The sequence below is a fragment of the Psychromonas sp. 14N.309.X.WAT.B.A12 genome (genome assembly GCF_030397575.1).
Taxonomy (GTDB): domain Bacteria; phylum Pseudomonadota; class Gammaproteobacteria; order Enterobacterales; family Psychromonadaceae; genus Psychromonas.
Genome location: NZ_JAPNXS010000001.1, coordinates 471575 through 491639, shown reverse-complemented (window position 1 = coordinate 491639; position 20065 = coordinate 471575). Strand labels below are relative to the sequence as shown.

18 protein-coding genes are annotated in these 20065 nt (G+C 37.2%); 5 read left to right on the top strand and 13 right to left on the bottom strand.

Annotation, left to right across the window (positions count from 1 at the left end):
• Positions 1-39: 39 nt before the first annotated feature.
• From OW492_RS02160 to OW492_RS02135, 6 genes are all read right to left on the bottom strand, one after another.
• Positions 40-2193, bottom strand: a complete 2154-nt coding sequence (locus tag OW492_RS02160) for a TonB-dependent siderophore receptor (protein WP_290038109.1) — start codon at positions 2191-2193, stop codon at positions 40-42.
• 138 nt (positions 2194-2331) lie between these two features.
• Positions 2332-3201 carry an AraC family transcriptional regulator gene (locus OW492_RS02155; RefSeq protein WP_290038108.1) on the bottom strand — a complete coding sequence of 290 codons (870 nt, stop codon included), beginning with the start codon at positions 3199-3201 and terminating at the stop codon, positions 2332-2334.
• Between the two features lie 227 nt (positions 3202-3428).
• Positions 3429-4823, bottom strand: a complete 1395-nt coding sequence (locus OW492_RS02150) for an APC family permease (protein WP_290038107.1) — start codon at positions 4821-4823, stop codon at positions 3429-3431.
• Positions 4824-4860: 37 nt separating this feature from the next.
• Positions 4861-6174 (bottom strand): FAD-binding oxidoreductase, encoded by a 1314-nt coding sequence (locus tag OW492_RS02145; RefSeq protein WP_290038106.1) that lies wholly within the window; start codon positions 6172-6174, stop codon positions 4861-4863.
• Between the two features lie 40 nt (positions 6175-6214).
• The gene (locus tag OW492_RS02140; RefSeq protein WP_290038104.1) at positions 6215-6631 is read right to left on the bottom strand and encodes a Rid family hydrolase; all 417 of its coding nucleotides are present in this window, start codon (positions 6629-6631) and stop codon (positions 6215-6217) included.
• Positions 6632-6746: 115 nt separating this feature from the next.
• A complete protein-coding gene (locus OW492_RS02135; RefSeq protein ID WP_290038103.1) occupies positions 6747-7886 on the bottom strand; it encodes a tyramine oxidase subunit B in 1140 nt (379 codons plus the stop codon).
• Positions 7887-8112: 226 nt separating this feature from the next.
• On the opposite strand from OW492_RS02135, the gene OW492_RS02130 reads away from it, so the two are divergent.
• Positions 8113-8946 (top strand): AraC family transcriptional regulator, encoded by an 834-nt coding sequence (locus tag OW492_RS02130; RefSeq protein WP_290038102.1) that lies wholly within the window; start codon positions 8113-8115, stop codon positions 8944-8946.
• A 141-nt stretch (positions 8947-9087) separates the two neighbouring features.
• Here OW492_RS02130 and OW492_RS02125 read toward each other — a convergent pair whose 3' ends face one another.
• From OW492_RS02125 to OW492_RS02115, 3 genes are read right to left on the bottom strand one after another with little or no spacing between them, the layout of a single operon-like run.
• The gene (locus tag OW492_RS02125) at positions 9088-9582 is read right to left on the bottom strand and encodes a tyrosine-protein phosphatase (RefSeq protein ID WP_290038101.1); all 495 of its coding nucleotides are present in this window, start codon (positions 9580-9582) and stop codon (positions 9088-9090) included.
• A gap of 53 nt (positions 9583-9635) precedes the next feature.
• Positions 9636-10646, bottom strand: a complete 1011-nt coding sequence (gene arsB / locus OW492_RS02120) for an ACR3 family arsenite efflux transporter (protein WP_290038100.1) — start codon at positions 10644-10646, stop codon at positions 9636-9638.
• Between the two features lie 20 nt (positions 10647-10666).
• Complete coding sequence (locus OW492_RS02115) at positions 10667-11461, bottom strand: metalloregulator ArsR/SmtB family transcription factor (RefSeq protein ID WP_290038099.1); 795 nt, start codon at positions 11459-11461, stop codon at positions 10667-10669.
• 328 nt (positions 11462-11789) lie between these two features.
• On the opposite strand from OW492_RS02115, the gene OW492_RS02110 reads away from it, so the two are divergent.
• The 4 genes from OW492_RS02110 to OW492_RS02095 all read left to right on the top strand — a co-directional run bounded on the left by OW492_RS02110 (position 11790) and on the right by OW492_RS02095 (position 15615).
• The gene (locus OW492_RS02110) at positions 11790-12146 is read left to right on the top strand and encodes a hypothetical protein (protein ID WP_290038098.1); all 357 of its coding nucleotides are present in this window, start codon (positions 11790-11792) and stop codon (positions 12144-12146) included.
• 121 nt (positions 12147-12267) lie between these two features.
• On the top strand, positions 12268-12858 hold the full coding sequence (locus OW492_RS02105; protein WP_290038097.1) for a TetR/AcrR family transcriptional regulator: 591 nt from the start codon (positions 12268-12270) through the stop codon (positions 12856-12858).
• A gap of 321 nt (positions 12859-13179) precedes the next feature.
• Positions 13180-13728: a carboxymuconolactone decarboxylase family protein gene (locus OW492_RS02100; protein WP_290038096.1), complete on the top strand. Its 549-nt coding sequence runs from the start codon at positions 13180-13182 to the stop codon at positions 13726-13728.
• Between the two features lie 171 nt (positions 13729-13899).
• Complete coding sequence (locus tag OW492_RS02095; RefSeq protein ID WP_290038095.1) at positions 13900-15615, top strand: bifunctional UDP-sugar hydrolase/5'-nucleotidase; 1716 nt, start codon at positions 13900-13902, stop codon at positions 15613-15615.
• Positions 15616-15677: 62 nt separating this feature from the next.
• On the opposite strand, the gene yghU is transcribed toward OW492_RS02095, so the two are convergent.
• From yghU to OW492_RS02075, 4 genes are all read right to left on the bottom strand, one after another.
• Positions 15678-16538 (bottom strand): glutathione-dependent disulfide-bond oxidoreductase, encoded by an 861-nt coding sequence (gene yghU / locus OW492_RS02090; protein WP_290038094.1) that lies wholly within the window; start codon positions 16536-16538, stop codon positions 15678-15680.
• Between the two features lie 20 nt (positions 16539-16558).
• Entirely contained in the window at positions 16559-17236 is a 678-nt protein-coding gene (locus OW492_RS02085) for a glutathione S-transferase family protein (RefSeq protein WP_290038093.1), read from the bottom strand.
• A 192-nt stretch (positions 17237-17428) separates the two neighbouring features.
• A complete protein-coding gene (locus OW492_RS02080) occupies positions 17429-17929 on the bottom strand; it encodes a hypothetical protein (protein WP_290038092.1) in 501 nt (166 codons plus the stop codon).
• A 173-nt stretch (positions 17930-18102) separates the two neighbouring features.
• Positions 18103-20001, bottom strand: coding sequence for a TRAP transporter fused permease subunit (locus OW492_RS02075; RefSeq protein ID WP_290038091.1), 1899 nt, complete (start codon positions 19999-20001; stop codon positions 18103-18105).
• Between the last annotated feature and the right edge of the window lie 64 nt (positions 20002-20065).

Below are 20065 nucleotides of genomic sequence, written 5' to 3'. Positions count from 1 at the left end.
ATAAATATTATGAGGTTTATATTAGAGGCTATTATTCATTTAAAGTGTAAAGTTTACACCCAACTCAATGGTTCTTTCATCACCGTACCAACAGTTTTGATCGTCATAACAAGAGAAATATTCCGTATCAAATACATTATTAGCAGATAGGTTTACATTCATACCTGATAGTGATTTGCTAATATTACTCATATCGTAACCAATAGATAAGTCCGCAATGGTATAATCTGGCACTTTACCTTGTGTATTGGTCGCATCCATTTGCATTTCACCCACGTAACGTAAACCTGCACTTAAACGAGTCCCACGTAAATATTGATCGTCAAAGTGGTAATTTGCCCATAGGTTACCCGCATGTGTAGGTACATAAATTGGTGTTGTACCTTCTAAACCATTATCACTGTCTTTGGTTATTTCCATATCAGTGTAAGTGTACGATGCAGAAACGTCTACATTATCAGTGATAAACCAATTCCCTTCAAATTCAACACCTTGAGATCGTACTTCACCCACTTGTAATTGACCTTGATAATCTGCTGAGCTCGGGTCAGAAATAACAACATTACTTTTGATAATTTGGAAAGCAGATACAGTAGCTGTTTTACTGAAATCAGATGAATTGAATTTTAAACCTACTTCAATCTGTTCACCTGTCTCGGCAACAAAAGCTTCACCAAAATCACTTTGACCTGCAACAGGTTCAAAGCTAGTTGCATAGTTAATAAATGGAGAGAGTCCATTATCAAATTCATATAATGCACCTAAGCGGTAAGAAAACTCTGTTTCATCCGCTTCAGTAACAGATCCAGAGTAATCACTTTTACTTTTATAAGTATCTAAACGTCCACCAGCAATCAACACTAATTTATTCAAGCGTACTTGATCTTGGAAGTAACCTCCTAACTGCTTAACAGAGATTTCATCATTATAAGTAGCTAATGAAGTTAATGCATCACGATCAATTAAGTTGTTGTCAGGACTAAAGATATTAAAAGTGCCGAACTGACTCGTCGTGCCATAGTAATCATATGCTGAATCCCCTTTCAATTGACGATAATCGATACCTAACAATACATTGTGTTTGATACCTGAAATATCAATCACACCAGCTAATTGATTGTCAATAGCATAAGCTTCAGAGCTTTCATCAGTAGAATATATATAGCGGTCAAGATCTCCTGTTGTTTCATCATAACTCGCATAATGATAAGTATTTTCTTGGTACAAATCCGCTTTGGTATAACGTGCATTTTGCAAGAAAGTCCAGTTGTCATTAAAGTCATGACTAAATTTATAACCTAACATAAGTACTTCACGTTCAAAGGTACTCCAGTTATCATCTCCCACAAATGTACTTGCACTGGTGGTCCCGTTAACATTGTCGAATACAGAGCCAGATGAAGGTATGGCTGAATTCATCCCCATATCTGGATCATTTTGATAATACACGTTCAAATTAAGTGATGTTCTATCAGTCATGTCCCAAGTAATCGAAGGTGCTAATAAGTAACGTTCTTCATCTGTTGTATCAACCTGGCCACCCTTTTGACGGGCAAGACCAATAAAACGATAAGAAACATCGCTATTGGAAATTTGACCTGTAGAATCAATAGATATTTGTTTTAAATCACTCGTGCCCACTTTTAATCCAAGCTTTGTTTTAGATTCAACTTGTGGGGCTTTAGCTATCATATTCACCATACCGCCAGGTGGCATAGAACCATATAATACTGATGTGGGACCTTTAAACACTTCAACTTGTTGTAAGGCGATAGGATCTATTTGCGGTTGTAGATTCCAACCATTTAATTGCTGAAGTATTAATCCGTCGTAATAACTTTGACTAGTAGAAAAGCCTCGGATAGTAAAGGTGTCGTACATAGTCACAGCACCACCTTTCGTTTCAGTAACAACACCGGGTGTATAACGTAAAGATTCATTCAATGACTGAGCTCCACGCTCTTGTAATAACTCACCATCAATAACATTAATAGCTTGCGGTGTTTCTTCTGGAGCAAGAGAAGTCTTGGTTGCCGTATTACGATATGCTTTTCCCATTACAGACATTGTCTCTAACTCGGTTGCATTATCATACTCTTCATCGGCCGCTAAATGAGGGCTAAATAGTGCAATGGCAATCACTGAAGCTAAGGTAGTTGGTTTGAAATACTTGGTTCCATTTGAAGTGGTCATGATAATCTGTTTCTTCCATTTAAATTGATAATGATTATTATTTAGATATTACCAATTTAAAAATGAAAAACTTAACAATTTGGTGCAAAGTGCATTTTTAAATGCTCTATTTTATTTTTTGTTATATCACTTTTTTCTCTAACTTCTTTGTGAGATAGGAAGCCAATACTCTACTTCTAACCTCGATTTATCAATTTGCTTCTTATAAACCTCCAACTCATGGCTTTCGCACAATTCGTATTCAGAGTTAGGTAACCAAAAAAATACAAACCACTCGACAATCTTTGCAAACTTATTGGTAGGCCCCTCAAAAGAAACAACCGCGTAATGTTGATCCGATAAGTCAATTTGACTCGCTCCTTTTATCGGTTGTAGCGTACCTGCAAGGTAGGATAACTGCCCTTCTTGTTCTGACTCATCAACACTGATCACTCCAAAGTATTGTTCAACATCGATTTTTTGTGCATTAGAAAATGTTTCGAATTGTCGCCAAGTATCCGGAACGGTTTGCATGTAATCAGGAACAACGGAAGCAATCCCTTTAATTTTACTTTGCACACCATAAATAGTCATTTTAGGTAGATGATCAATTCGGATTTGAACAAATAAGGAGTTTAATTCAGTTTCAGTGAAGGGGCTTTTAATTAATGGCTTTTTTATGCCCATCCGTAAACCGCGTTTCTGATATTGCTTAGGGCTCATATTAAAATAGGATTTAAATGCTCGACTAAATGAAATTTCTGAACCAAAGCCAAGCATATAGGCAATATCGATCATTCTCTTATTATTTAGTAATACAAGTTCAGCTGCTTTAGATAGCTTCTGTTGGCGTACATAGTGAGCGACATTTTGTTGGGTATATTCTTGAAAGATGCGTTGTAATTGCCAACGTGACCAACAGCTTTTACTAGCGAGATCTTCTAATGACAAAGGCAAGTGTAATGAGTTTTCGATATATTCAAGTACCGACTCAATACGATTCAATGAATTGTTAGTTGATCCTTTCACGAGAAACCTAGCTTCCTTATTAACATCAATAGCATTTGTAATGAATTAAAAACATAAATACAAATAACTATCATTTATAACTTGTTAACTATACAGGCTAAGGTTAGCAGGGTTAAATAAAATTTTAATCTAGGAGGGTTACCTATGGTAATAATCAAGGAATATTATAAGCGGAGTAAGAAAATTAGCCCTTATCTTTATAATTAATAAAGGCTAAACGACTTTTCTTAATCCATGTCAGGTGTAAATAAATCACGTTTCATATAAAACTTAACCCATAATGCACCTATGATACTGATAATACATAAAATAGTACCGCTGATAGTAAATACTGCTTGCGTCATTTCAGGCGATGGCGAGTTATTAATAGCCACATAAACCATAGCGACAATACCCAGTACCTGTGGAATAGGAAAAAAAGCACTACGGTACGGACGATTATGATTAGGCATACGTTTGCGTAAAACCATCACATTAATATGGGCAACGATATAAGCCAGTAGCCAACTTGTAGTTGCAGCAATTACCAGCAGGATTAATGAATCTATGCCTAATAATAAAAATGGAATTGATGTTAATACGGCAATCATTATAATCGCCACCCATGGTGCCTGGTAACGGTTTTTAATATTTAATTGCGGAAATGCTTGTTTATTGTCAGCCATACCACTCAACATTCTTGGTACTGACGCTAAAACGGTATTAATCGTACTGCAGGTTGCAGCAATACCCATGATAGTCGCAATTAATAAACCACTTTTCCCGAACACCGCGCTTGAATAATCAAGATATGGGATAGGTGACCCCGTTAATGTTTCGACATCTAAGTACAAACTTGCGCCGTACACAAATGCTAAGAAGATAGTAAAGATTAAAAATAAAGATCCGTGCATGGCTTTAGGGATATTTCTTTCAGGATTTTTAACATCATTGATCATAGGACAGATATATTCCACTCCAACCATTAACCACATTGCTAATGCAACTAAACCAATAAAGCTTCCATCTAAAACACCATCAAAACTCCAATCCACTATAGTACCTGTTAATTGCGGGTGGGGTTCAGCGATACCCGTGATAGATAATCCACCAATTAAAACTAAAGCTGTAACCAAAACAAAGGCTAATAAGTTTTGAATTTTAGCAAAGATATCTGTACCGATTAAATTAGTAACTGTTAATACCGCTAAAATAATGAGCGGGACTATTTTTCCAGGCATCACACCAGGAATCAACTCTCCTAACATGGCATCAATTAAAAACATTTCAACTGGAATTGCTAAAACAGCAACAACAACGTAACCAGCAAAAACTGACACAATGGCAGGAAAGTGACCAATTGCTTTTTGAGTATAAGTGGCTAGTGTCCCCTCCTGTGGGAACATAAGTGATAATTCAGCAAAGCTCATTGCATTAAACTGAGAGATAATTAAAGCAACAAACATCGCAGCAATAAAGGATGTACCTCCAATACCGATCCCTTGAGTTGCCGAAATCATTGCGCCTTGTACTATCACTAAACCAATACAAATACCCATCATGGTTGGTAAACCCAATTTGTTAGATTTAGGTTTATGCTGCTTGGCTGTAAAGGCCAATGCAGAATGTGCTATATCATTCATATCTAAATTCCTTTTATAGTGTTAAATATTGACCGTCTTAGAGACGACTAAAACGGTACGGGGTTGGATCAATAATTGGTGAAGTATTAGCAACGAGATCAGCGGCTAAATACCCTGCAGCAGGCCCAGTCCCAAAACCATGACCAGAAAATCCTGTGGCAATAGTTAAACCGGGAATCTGACTAATATGATCAATGACTGGGTTTGAGTCGGGTGTAACGTCTATAATCCCTGCCCATTCTTCGTCAAGCTCTGCTTTTTCAAAGGCTGGCCACGCATTACTTAAGTTAGTTAATGCTTCCAAATTTAATGCAGAATTGACGGCTGGGTTAGAGATCCTAATTTGTTCGAAGGGAGACATCTGATTGCACTTCCAACGGCGCTTTATCGCCAGGTCATCAAAAAAGTGTTTACCCATCGACACACGCAAAAAACTCCGTTGAGTACGTAGTTGTGCTAAGTACTTCCAGCCGATCGTTAAATGATCTAAGGTGATGTGAGCATCTAACGCGCCACGTTGCGTGATAATAAAACCACCGTTTTGATGCTTTCTAAAGGAGAAGTCTGGCCCACCCACAGAAATATCCGTTGGCCCTTGCATCTCTTTAGTACGCATCACTGAACAAATCAATGGTAAAGTAGGTAAAGACACGCCATGGTGACCTAACAGTCTTCTTGACCAAGCACCACCAGCCAGCAGCACTTGTTCACACTTGATCCCTCCATGTTCAGTCATTACGCCTGAAACTTGTCCGCCAGACGTGGTAATTTCTCGTACAGCACAATGTTCAATAATAGTAGCGCCCTTGGCAATAGCTGCTTTGGCCATTTGCGTAGTTGCTATTGCAGGTTCAGCACGACCATCTGAAGGGGTATAAATGCCACCTGCCCACTGTTGTTCTCCACCTGGTACGTGATTATTGACCTCTTTGGTTGAAACAAGGCGAGAATCAAGATTTAGATCTTGAACAGATCTAAGCCAAGTTTCATGCGTGGCCATTTGTTCCTCAGTTTTCGCAAGAAACATAATACCGCACTGGTTATAACCGAGGTCATGTCCGACTCGGTCAGGCATATCTGCCCATAATTTGTCTGCTGCTAATGCCAAGGGCACATCATCAAAATGGCGGCTAGTTTTTCGTATCCAGCCTAAATTACGAGAAGACTGTTCGCCTGCAATATGCCCTTTTTCAATCAATACAACCGGAATATTTCGTTCCGCTAAAGTTAAAGCAGCTGATACGCCAACAATCCCACCACCAATAATCACTACTTTAGTAGCCTCTGGCATTGCTTGTTGTGTGGTTAATCTTTGTTGTGTGGTTAATCTTTCTAGTGTTTTTGTCATCATGACTCTCCTGGCAGTGACGCAGCGAATTTAATATCTAAAATTAGATTGAAATCTGCTGTACTGTTGCATTACCAGCGCCACGGTAAGCAGTGACTTCAAGTTCAACTTTATAAGCCTGTGAGCCTAATGAAGGATTAGTCACTGTTGTTGCAGGGTTTACTCCTTTAAATTTAGTGCCAATATATTCCATGACTTGATGTGTATCTGCAGGGTTTTGAATAAATACACGTGACATAACCACATCTTGTAGACTTGCATTGACCACCTTTAAAGCTTTTTCGATATTGCTAAATACTTGCTCTGTTTGTTCGATAAGGTCATCAGGAATAAGCTTAGTTTCAGGGTTTCTTCCCGCTGTATTTGACACATATATCCAATTATCAACGACTATGAGGCGTGAATAACTGGCTACTTTTTCTAATGGTGATGCGGTGTTTACTTTAATAATGTTAGTCATGTTGTTACCTGTTAATGTGTATAATTTATTTGCTCAGTTTTAAGCTGAACAAATGATCATTAAACTTGAAATATTGACACTGAAAATAGTGACAAATCTGATGATTAAGCTAGTGCTAGCGAAGTTCAGGTGTTTCCCAAAGGTTTAACGGCACACCAATTTTATTGGCTAATGCATTACGATAAACTTTAGTTGCCCACGCTACGTCTTCTACAGGTAAACCACCTACTGATAAGATAATGATTTCTTCATCATTTTGACGTCCAGGAGCTTCTTCAGCAGTTATTTTCCCGAGATCTTCTAGTGAATCAGCGTCTATGGTCCCTTGCTCGACCATGTCTAAGAAGCGAACACCTATAATAGGGATATATTGGTGTGCAGGTTTTGGCACTTCACTAAACCAAGCTTCATAAAGGCCAGGGTTATCTAACACTTTTCTAACATCTGTTTTTTCTAATGCTTCATCTAAACGACAATAAGCAGGCATTGATAGGAATGCACCAGGTTTCACCCAGTCACGTTTTACTTCGGGATAAGTTGATACGTCCCCCGTTTCTCCAGAGTTACAATAAGTTACAATATCTGAATCACGGACAACGTCTTCCAACGTATCGACAACTGATACATTAGTGATTTGTGGGAATGTTTTACCAACCCATTCGATAAAATCGTTTAAGCTTTTTTGGCCACGGCCTTTTATCTTGAGGGTGTCGATATCAGGGCAAACAGACATAAATGCAGCAACAGATGTCTTCCCCATTACGCCAGGTCCTAGTAAACCAATAACTTTGGCGTCTTTACGGGCTAAATGACGAGCACCAACACCAGGTACAGCACCAGTACGATAAGCCGATAACAGGTTTGCCGACATATAAGCTAATGGAGCACCGGTATGAACATCATTAAGAATAAACATCAAGATCGAGCGAGGGAGGCCTTTTTCTCTATTTTCAATGTTAGAGCCGTACCACTTAACTCCACAGGTTTGATAATCTCCACCTAAATAAGCAGGCATTGCCATTAAACGACGATCGGCTGTATGACGGGGCATAGTATCGAATTTTGGTTTTTCAGGAAAAGTGATCATGGCACCATGAGAATCATTATTTTCACCAGCCATTCGGTAGTCACCTTTGTAAAGTAACTTAAACATATCTTCCATTGTATCGACACAACTCGGCATATCAGTAACACCCGCTTTAATCATGTCTTGCTCAGATAAATAAATAAAATCAATTTTCGTATCGTTGTCCATTTCAGTACCTATTATTGAAAGTGATAGATTGCTGAACATGCTTCGATTTTTGAAGCTTACATTTCAGCTGTTGCAAACGATAATAGAGCACTGTTTTGGGGGGGTATTGTATATTTACGACACGATTGAATATTTTTTAAGCATATATTCTGTTATTTATCGGAGCAGAATTTTGGCATCAAGCTTGCTGAGTATTAATTATCTTATTAACAATTCTGAGCATGTTATGGCTAATTTATCCATAGTGAATCAACTGGCGCATATCCATCATAAGCAACCTTGGTTAGTGATGAATGCAGAGCAAAAATTCTCGTTAGCAGGTGCGAATAATGACACTATTTCTCACTTTTATACCTTTGAAGCGAGCGATAGTAGTGAAGCACCATTTGCTATTCCAGATGGTTGCATTGATGTGCTATTTGATTGCAACGATAGTAGCCCTAATGCAGAAGTATTTGGCACACCATTAGAAGCCATCAACATCGAATTAACAGCACATAATCGTTACTTTGGTATCCGCTTTAAATCAGGAGTGATGCCAGATTTTCTTAATGTCTCTGCAAGTGAATTAATTGATAACCACTATAATTTATTAGATCTAATTCCAAAAGCAAATCAATTAGTTGAAGAGGTTTCAAACAGTAATAGTTTTAATCATCAAGTTGATCTTTTTAATCAGTTTATGATGGAAAAATCACAACGACAACAAACTTGTACAACGACTCAAATCATCCAGAATATTTGCCAACACCAAGGTAATATTAAAATAAAGGATTTAGAGGATTTAACTGGTTACAGTATTAGAACCTTACAGCGAAATTTTCACAATGATATGGGAATGTCACCTAAAACTTACAGTCGGATTATTCGTTGTCAATCTGCGATTTATCAAATAAATCACAGCGAAAATGTAACTTTTGCAAACCTTGCATATGATCTAGGTTTTACTGACCAACCACACTTTTTACGAGAGTTTAAAAGACTGGTAAAGGCCACGCCATTGAACTATCAACATCGTGTTAAAGACGAATCTTACCTAAACAAAATACAATATGTGTGAGCTGAAGAGGTGCAATAAGTGCATCTAAATAGCGCATTTGTTAATAAATAAGTACTAGATTAATAAAATAATCCCTCTAAATAGCAAAAAAGCACCTGAACAGTAGGTGCTTTTTAATTGTTACTTTAACTCTTGATTATATTAATTAGTGTAACGATTAAAATAATCAAGCTGAACAGGATGTGATAGTGCTTTCGGCCTCATTGATTGTACCGTTTTAATTACTTCTTTCGCGGGCCAGCCTAGCGTTGATAAGATTAGCCCTATTACTAAACCTGTTCGACCAGAGCCACCTTTACAATGTACAGCGATGGTACCTTTATTGTTAATTAGCTCAATAATCTCTGGTTTATGTTTCGCCCATTGACTTTCAAAATCACCACCGGGGGCATCATCATCCAAAATTGGTAGTTGCACCCATTGAATACCCTGTTCTTTACAATATAGAGGTAGTGTTGTGACTGCATTTTTTTCCATCTCTTGGTCAAACATTAAGGTAATCAACATCGCTGTTTTTTCCTCTTTTAGTGTTGTTAATGCATCATCAACAGTCGTTTCTTTAGTCCCCGGGCAAGGAGTGAAAATAAGTTGAGCGCCATTGTCTAAAGGTAAAATATCATAAGGATGTGTTTGCATAATCTATTCCATTTATAATTAAGGTTAAATTCTTACATTAGGTATTGGTGCTATTAAATACGATTACTTTTTATTCTGTTTAAGATCGCTACCAATGATAACATCACAGGCACTTCTACCAGTACTCCGACTACAGTAGCTAGCGCAGCACCAGAATGTAAACCAAATAATGAGATTGCAACAGCCACTGCTAATTCAAAAAAGTTTGAAGTACCAATCAAACAAGCTGGTGCAGCAATATTATGCGGTAGTTTCATTTTTTGAGCGATAAAATAGGTAACGGCAAAGATACCGTAGGTTTGCAAGATAAGTGGGATAGCGATTAATAGTATGGTTTGCGGTTCAGCAATAATGGTATTAGCTTGAAATCCAAATAATAAAACCACCGTCGCTAATAAACCAATAACAGACCAGGGTTTCATTGTTGATAAAAAGCCATCAACAGAATGGCTGCTGGAGGATAATAAATACCTTGTGATGATCCCTGCGAGTAAAGGTAAAAACACATAAAGCACAACAGAAATTATCAATGTTTCCCAGGGTACTTGAATATCACTAACACCCAGTAATAGTGCAGAGATAGGTGCAAAAGCAAAAATCATGATCACATCATTCACAGAAACTTGTACTAAGGTATAGTTCGGATCACCTTTAGTCAATTGAGACCAAACAAAAACCATTGCAGTACAAGGAGCAACACCTAACAAGATCATACCCGCTATATATTCTTGGGCAGAAGCAGGATCCACTAAATCGGCAAATAACAAATTGAAAAACAACCAACCTAATCCGGCCATAGTAAAAGGTTTAATCAGCCAATTAATGATGACCGTTAATATTAATCCTTTTGGATTTTTACCAACATCTTTAATAGATGAAAAGTCAATTTGTACCATCATTGGGTAAATCATCACCCAGATACATACAGCCACAATAATATTGACGTGAGCAAACTCTACACTTGCTAACGTTTCGAATACACTTGGCTGCCATAAGCCCAGTATCACACCGGTAGTAATACAGATTGCAATCCAAACAGACAAATAACGTTCAAAAATACCCATTAACTTATTCCTATTATCTTTTATTTACAAAAACTAGCGCGATTAGGGCGATTCTTCATAATATCTAATCGATGTAATTCACTGGTGATCGTCCCTATATTATTTTCAGTTGTCTGAGCAATCACAGTTTTAGCCCATAAAGGTAGGTTTGGGTTAATTTGATAAAATACCCATTGTCCATGTTTTCTATCTTTAATAATGTTGGATTTTTTAAGTACTGCTAAATTACGTGATACCTTAGGTTGACTCTCTTCTTGTAGCGCTTCCATTAACTCACAGACACATAACTCACCGTGATAATGAGAAAGCATCAAGGTTTTTAACCTTATTGGGTCCGTTAAACACTTAAAAAACTCGTTCAAAGACGCTTCATTAGCTTGCTCTTCAAGTTGTTTTATTTGTTTTTCTTCAACTAATAAAAACATTGCTAGGCGCGTATTGAGTTCATTTAATGTCAAGTAGAAAGGTTGATCACCTGAGCGGCTTTTAGGATCTGGAAAATCCCACGCAAGTTGTTTTCCAGCATTTGGGTAACTTCTGCATTCCACGCTAGCTTTATCACAAAGAGAAATAACATAATCAAAAGCTTCTCCAGTAAAAGAGTCAACATCTTTGGACATCACTCCTTTTGTTTCAATGCCATATTTTGCTAGCGCATCTAATGCTCTTTGATCCACAGTCTCGGGATGAGTTCCTGCACTATACACATCGAATCTGTTGCCAGCTTTATGGCGTAATAATGCCTCCGCCATTTGTGAACGAGCTGAATTACCTGTACAAAGAAACAGTACTCTAGGTTTTGTTGAATTATTCATTATTTATGACCATATAAGCTAAAAACATACGAACAATAATATATATGAAAAACTATATGTAAAGTGATGGTTATCATAAGTTGCACCATTCACTTCTGTAAAACCCTATTAAAATATTCTGCGTTTAACTAAGGTCTGTCAGTAATTGCTTAGCTAGTACTTACAGACTTGAGAATTAACCAATTTATTTTTATGATAAATTAAGCAAAACGCTGTATTTGTTTTTACATTTAAACGGTAGACTGCTATCACTTATATCTAACCACTATTTTTATCAGTAACGTCTTTTCACATTTACTGTTATTAACACATTCATAATGAGTAAATAATGAAAACATTACACAAAATCCACAAGGCCCCCATTCGAGTTATTCGAATTCAAAAATTAGCAGCAAGGCTAAAAACAAAAAGAGCTATGCTTAAATTGAAAATAGCGCTGGCACAAGAAAAACAAGAAACAAAATTAATGTTAGTTATCTATAAACGTTATACAAAGGGCCAAGCTACAAAATCTGAAATGAAAATCGCTAACGAGCAGTTTTTAGATATTTTGAAAGGGTTGGGTTTAGGTGTATTTGCATTGTTACCCTTTGCACCGATTACTATTCCTATTATTATTAAATTAGGAAAAATGGTAGGTGTAGAAGTCATGCCTAGTGCATTTCATAGTAAAAAAGATAAATAACCCATCTTTATTGTCCCCTGTCCATTCACTCTGTTATTAACAAATACCCTGTAACGCTTGGTAAGCTTTGTGTTTAGTTGTATAATGAACGAGTGTTCCATTAAAAATAAAAAGATTGTTTATGAGTAAAGTTGCCAAGTTTGACCGAGAAGAAGTAATACAAAAAGCGACAAATTTATACTGGGGTAAAGGTTATCACGGTACTTCTATGCGCAATTTACAGACAGCTATTGATCTTCGTCCTGGCAGTATTTATGCAACGTTTGGTAGTAAAGACAATCTATTCAAAGAATCGATTCAGTATTATGCCAACAAGACTGGTGAAGTCTTAGAAAACTGTTTAGCAGAAACAAGTTCTCCTTTAGAAGGCCTCAAACTGTTTATCAGAAAACTGGTTATTGAGAATTTAGAAGGCAAACCAAGTTGCATGTGCATGATAGTTAAATCTATCTCCGAATTAACTGACGCAGATAATAAGGAATTATTAGATGAAGCTAAACTATTATTGGCCAATGTTGAAAATAAATTTGCAGAGATCATTACTGAAGCTATTAAACTTGGCGAGATTGCATCAGATAAAGATGCCAAAGAATTAGCCAGTTATATTCAAGTACAAATCATAGGTTTAAGAACTTATGCGCGTGTTAATAGCAATGTCGAGACGATTAACAAATTTGTAAATGAAATTTTCATCGGTTCTCCATTTCACTAATCTAACCACCAATAGCTATTATATATAAGATTTACAATATTAGTTTGATACTAATAATTTCAGTAACAATATAATAGCTAATTCCCTCTTTTCTCTTCACAAATCTTTTGTTTATAACAACTACATAGACTGCTTGTATCACGCAGACATTGCATTCTTTATATTGTCGTATTTAACCCTATCTTTTATTTAATTTTATATCTCAATAAATTTGAACGATCGTTACAAAATACTTGAACACTCGTTCACAATGAACTATGATGGATTTACTGATTGAAGAGTAATCTTCAAAATTCATTTTTCACTAGAGAGAGTAAATTAATGAGCAAATTTCAAATTCATACAGTAGACACAGCTCCAGCACAAAGTAAGCCAATTCTTGAAGGTGCTATTAAACAAATGGGTGTGGTGCCAAATTTATTCGGTACAATGGCTGAAGCACCAACCATTTTAAAAGCTTACACACAACTACATGAACAATTCACAAACACTTCTTTCGATGCAGAAGAGTTAACAGTTGTATGGCAAACAATCAATGTGGAACATGAATGTCATTACTGTGTACCTGCTCATACAGGCATTGCACATTCGATGAATGTAGATGCAGCATTAACAGAAGCCCTGCGTAATGGTGATAAAATGCCTACAGCGAAGCTACAAGCTTTACATGACTTCACATTAAGCATGGTACGTAACCGTGGTAATGTGCCAGCAACTGATATGGATGCATTTTTTGCGGCAGGTTATGGACAACAACAAGTATTAGAAGTCATTCTTGGCTTGTCACAAAAAACAATCAGTAACTACGTTAACCACGTAGCAAAAACACCCGTTGATCCAATGTTTGAATCATTTGCTTGGGAAAAATAATAATTAATATTTAATTATTAGGTTTAACCGCTTTGGGGGGCTTGTAGTAATAACAAGGCCCCTTTTTTATTGTTAATGATTTTATTAATAATTATTTATAACTTTTAATCATAGTGTTAGCCTATCCTATTAGTGGATTATAATTGAGATAAATATCAATTAAGAAGGCTTATGATAAAAAACAATAAAGCAGTGACATTAACACTTGCTCATATTAATGATACTCACTCCTACTTTGAACCTCATGCGTTACAATTACAGTTAAATATAGAAGGGAAAAGTATCTCGCCATACGTGAGTAATGGTGGATTTTCTCGAATAGCGACCAGAGTAAAACAACTCAAAGCTTCAGCGAAAGAACAACAGAGACATTTTCTATTCTTACACGCGGGTGATTGTTTCCAAGGTACTTTATATTTTTCCTTATTTAAAGGTAAAGCAAATGCTGAAATGCTTAATGCATTAGGTATTGATATGATGACCATTGGTAATCATGAATTGGATATGGGTAATCAACCTATCGCTGACTTTCTTGACCGTATCGAGTTTCCGCTGTTAGCGGGTAATTGGGACCTTTCAAATGAATTACCCACAAAGTCACATCAATTAAGTAACCGCGATAACCTCTTCACATACCAAGCTGAACACAAAACAGCGAACTGGATAACCCAAAAAGTAGATGGTGAATACATTGCTTTATTTGGCCTTTCTATCGATAAGATGATGGATATTGCTAATGTTGATCCTGATACACCATTTACTAATGCCATTGAAACCGCTATTAACACCGTTAAAGCAATTCAAGCAGCCGGGATAAATAAGATCATCCTATTAAGTCACTTAGGCTATGAGGGAGATAAAGATTTAGCAAAGGCGGTAACAGGCATTAGTTTAATCGTTGGTGGGCATACGCATGTATTGCAAGGAGATTTTAGTGATATTGGACTTAAACACGAAGCAGACTATGGTGAGTGTATTAATGATACTTATATTGTTCAAGCAGGGTGTCATGCTCAGGCCATAGGTCATTGTAATATTGATTTTGCTGAAGATGGCAGAGTCACTTCTTTTGCGGGCAAAAACGAATTACTTTTTGGTCGTAGATTATGTCACGATAAAAGCTTACTAAGCACACTCGATGGAGACATTGCTGCTAAAGCCGGTGAACGCCTGACTCATCATGACAATATTATAATTTGTAAAAAGGATCCTTTATTACAGAGTCTTTTATTGGATAAATACATACCAAGGGTACGAAAATTACAAAATACCATTATTGCTACTTTACCGCAGGATATGCGCCATATTCGTATTCCTGATGAAAAAGGAGGCAGCGACCTTGTTCCTCTCGTTGCAGAATCATTTTCTTTCATGATGAATAAATTAGGTCATAAAGTCGATTTTGCGATCCATAATGCTGGCGGTATTCGCTCATCATTAAATCAAGGTGATATTTCTGTCGCAGACATTGCAGGGAAGTTACTGCCTTTTGTAGTACCTATCGGGGTCTATCAAATTCAAGGTAAATATATTGAACAAGCACTCGAAGGTGCAATTAATAATGCAACCAATAATGGTGTTGTAGGCAGTGGCACAGGAAGTTATCCCTACACAAATAACTTAACATTCACCTATTGTGCAGAACGCCCTGTTGGCAAACGCATTACTGAATTAGCGATATTTGACAAAAGCAATGGCTGGATAAAAGTGCAACCTGACACTTTTTATCGTGGTACCTCTTCCGCCTATACCATGAAAGGAAAAGAAGGTTATGATGCTTTAACCATGATGGAAGGTGAAGGTACAATTACCCAATGTTCAATGGCGGACTGTTTTATTGAGATGATTAAACAATATCCAGAAAAATTAAATTTAAATCTTGGATAAATACAAAAAAGTGGGTTAATGAAACTTTCATTAACCCACTTTTAAATGTTATCAACCAAACTTTATTGAGGCTTTTTGGCTAACACTTTATCTATATCCGCTGCAGAATGTCGCTCTTCTACTTTTTCCCATTCTTCTCCAAATGGACGATTTACTGTACGACCACGTTGAAAACCTTGGCGTTGTTCAAGTAGTTTAGCCCAACGCATCACATGTGTATAAGTTTCAACTTGTAAGAACTCAGCAGCATCGTATAAATTACCTAATACTAAGTTACCGTACCAAGGCCAAATAGCCATGTCAGCAATAGAGATCTCTTCCCCAGCAACAAAAGTATTGTTAGCTAGTTGTTTGTCTAATACATCAAGTTGACGTTTAGCTTCCATCGCAAATCGATTAATTGGATATTCAAACTTTTCATCTGCATAAGCATAAAAGTGACCAAAACCACCACCTAAAAATGGAGCAGAACCTTGTGCCCAAAATAACCAGTTAAACGTAGTTGTTCTGGCAACACCTGAAGCAGGTAGAAACTGACCGAACTTCTCAGCTAAATGCACAAGGATAGAAGCAGACTCAAATACATTGAGATCTTGATCAGCTGTTTTATCAACTAATGCTGGTATTTTTGAGTTAGGATTGACACCGACAAAGCCAGATGAAAATTGGTCACCTTCACCAATGTTAATTAAATAAGCGTCATACTCAGCTTCACTAATGCCTAAAGCTAATAGTTCTTCAAGCATAATAGTCACTTTCTGACCATTAGGAGTCCCTAAGGAATATAACTGCAACTTATGCTCTCCGACTGGTAACTCTTTTTCATGAGTAGCACCGGACTCCGGTCGATTAATGTTAGCCCATTTATTGCCGCCATTAGTATCATGTACCCAAATTTTAGGTGGGACATATTGATCAGTCATATTCACTCCTTATTGGTAAATTAAGCTTTTGGATAATTTGAAGGGAAGAAAGCACGTTTAGCTTCTTCATCAAACTCTTTTTTAAATTCCACATCAGATGCGATATTACGCGCACGTGCCACAGCAGGACGGCTATCAATACTTTCAAACCAGCGCTTTAGGTTAGGGTAAGGTGCAAGTCCCTCTTCTCCTAGTACAACAGCTGCTTTATCAACCCAGCCCCATGCAGACACATCTGCAATAGAGAATTCATTACCTACAATAAACTCTCGGCCTTCCATGTGAGTATCTAGTACTTCATAGTGACGTTGAGCTTCACGTAAGTAACGGTTAACTGCATAGTCTAAGCCTTCTGGAGCGGCATGTCTAAAATGTACAGATTGGCCAGAGTATGGGCCTAGACCTGATGCAATGAACATCAACCATGAAAGCATTTCACCACGGTCTTCAGGTTTACCAGTCAACTTACCTGATTTTTCAGAAAGGTACATTAAGATAGCGTTAGAATCAAAAACACGTGTTTCACCATCAGTAATAGCAGGTGCTTTAGCATTTGGATTAATTGCTTTGTATTCAGGTGTATGCTGCTCACCTTTTAATGTATCAAGAGGAACCACTTCGTAAGGTAAACCAGTTTCTTCTAGGAAAAGTGCAACTTTCATTGGGTTAGGTGTATGGTGAAAATAAAATTTAATCATGTGAAACTCCTCATTAATTGAACACTCATTCAAACACAATTATAACGATCGTTCAAGTTGTTTTGATATTATCTAATGAGTGTTAATAACGTTGAAGTTACCAAATGCGAGGTAAAAAAAATTCACTAAAAATTGCTTTAAAGTGAATTTATAATGACCACGCATATTTTGTATTGATTAATGAAACATTAATTAATAATTACCCAATTCAAGTACAGTAGTTGCAGTGACTTGATCACCTTTCATTGCTTTGATTGTAACGTAGTAAGCATGATCTTTTGCACCTGAGCATGGAGGCATGTAAGCTCCTTCTTTATCCCAACCAGGGCTACGGTGTGCTTCGATCATGGTAAATTTTTCAGGCAAATTATAAGAGTGACCTGGTACTTTTGGAATTGAAACAGTTGATGATGTCGAATCAATTTGATAACTCATGATCCCATGACCACCGTTATTCATTTTTTCTGAGTCTCTATCACTGTAAGCTAACACAAGAGTGTCTGAACCCGCAGGAATTGATGAAACCTGTAATGCCGGCGTCATCGGGTTTTGTCCACCAAACTTCTGACATTGTTGTCCTTCTGGTATCTTAACGCCATCCCATGTTGAATCAGTTAGTTTAACTTCAATCGCTGAAGCGTAAGTAGAAAAAAAACTGGCTAGAAAAGTCGTTGCTAACAATTTATATTTCATAAAAACTCCTTTTTTGATGTCATTATTTATTCATGCCCTGTGGCATATTAATGTTAACTACTCTTACGTTAAGATGGGGTTATGAGATCATAAATCAATAAGTTAAGCTGCATTAGGTAACATTTATTAACTTTACAACAGCTTAACTTACTTTAAAAAAATTTGTCTACTATTTATACTTCTTCGCTGGTTAATACTCTCTCGCTTTTTGATGTGCGTATATTAAGCAGTGTGATCATCACAATCAGCACTAATCCAATGACATTAATGTACGGGTAATGTACTAACATAGCAAAAGCAGAGACCAATAAAAGTATTCGATAAACTACAGGTAACTTGGTAGCTAAACGCCCTTCTATGCAACCGGCAAAAGCAACGATTAATCCAATCGTTAATACAATCGCAACAGCGAAGTCTATATTTTCACCTTCCATCCAAATTAATCCTGAGAAAGCCATCATGATAGGAATAATGAAGAACCCTTGTGCTAACTTAAAGGCTTGCACTGCGGATTTCATTGGAGACGTATTGGCAATACCTGCGGCAGCAAAAGCTGCAAGTGCAATTGGAGGGGTTACATTAGAGGTTTGTGAAAGCCAGAATACGATCATATGTGCTGCTAATAAACCGACACCTAGTTCTGTTAGACTTGGCACCGCCATAATTGATAACACAATATAAGCCGCAGTAACGGGTAATCCCATGCCAAGAATAACTGCTGCAATGGCAATTAAACCTAAAACAGACCAAAGATATCCACCCGATAGCGCCATTAAAAATTGTGTAAATTGAAGCCCAATGCCTGTTTGACCAACAACACCAACAACAATACCGGCAGTACCACAAGCAACACTAATTGGAAGCGCTAGAATTGCACCTTCTTTCATCCCTTCAAAAAAAACTGAAACAGTAATTCGGCTATGTTTACGACACATTGCAGCGACTAAGATTGCTACACAACCAGTAATACCAACTAAAATAGGTGAATAGCTCATTAATAATAAACTGGTTATCAATATTAGAGGTACCAAAAAGTGCCATCCATCTTTCAATACGACGGATATTTTCTGTGTAACATCCATGCCTTTAAGCCCGAGTTTACAAGCCATTAAATGAACGTAAAGCAAGGTGCACCCGAAATATAAAATAGCTGGCGCAATAGACACTAAAAGAATTTCACTATAAGGAATACCAGTAAACTGTGCCATTACAAAGGCACCCGCTCCCATTACCGGCGGCATAATTTGTCCACCTGTTGATGCAGCCGCTTCTATTCCAGCTGCTTGTTCAGATTTATAACCCAGCTTTTTCATCATTGGGATTGTCAATGCACCTGTGGTTACTGTATTTGCAATCGCAGACCCAGAAATTGAACCTAGTGCAGCTGAAGCTAATACACTGGCTTTCGCTGGACCACCTCGATATTTACCAGCTAATGAAAATGATGCATCAATAAAGAACTTACCTGCGCCTGTTACTTGTAAAAAAGCACCGAATAGCACAAAGATAAATACCACACCTGCAGCAATCGCTAAGGGTGCTCCATAGATACCGTTGGTAGAAAAGATATGAAATCGTACAATCTCTTCAATTGAAAACCCTTTGCTGGCGATTGAACCAGGTAAATAGTTACCAAAAATAGCATAAGCAAGGAATAATGCAGCAATGATCACCATCACCATTCCTACTGTACGGCGTGTTGCTTCAAGCAATAACACCATAATAATTAACCCAGAAAGTTGATCTAAGAAGGTTAATCCATCCATTAAGAACATAATGTCATCGTAATCAAAAGAGACGATCTTATAAGAAGCCCATGCAATGGCTGTAATACAAATAATATCAAAGATACGCCCAAGTAGATAAATAGCCGTCGATTTTTCAGACTTGATTAAGGGTAAGGTTAAAAAGACCAAAATAAGTACCCAGCTCAAATGGATAGGTCTAAACACAGGGGCAGATAAGTCAGCGGTAATACCCAGCCAGATTTGAAATACAGAAAGAGAAATAGCTGCTAATGCAGCAATTAAAACTAGTTTGTCTGAACACCAGCGAGTTGTTGATTCTGTCATGCTTTACTCCGAAGCGAAAATTTAATACCAATCCTTTGTGTCATCAAATCGGTATAGCTTATTA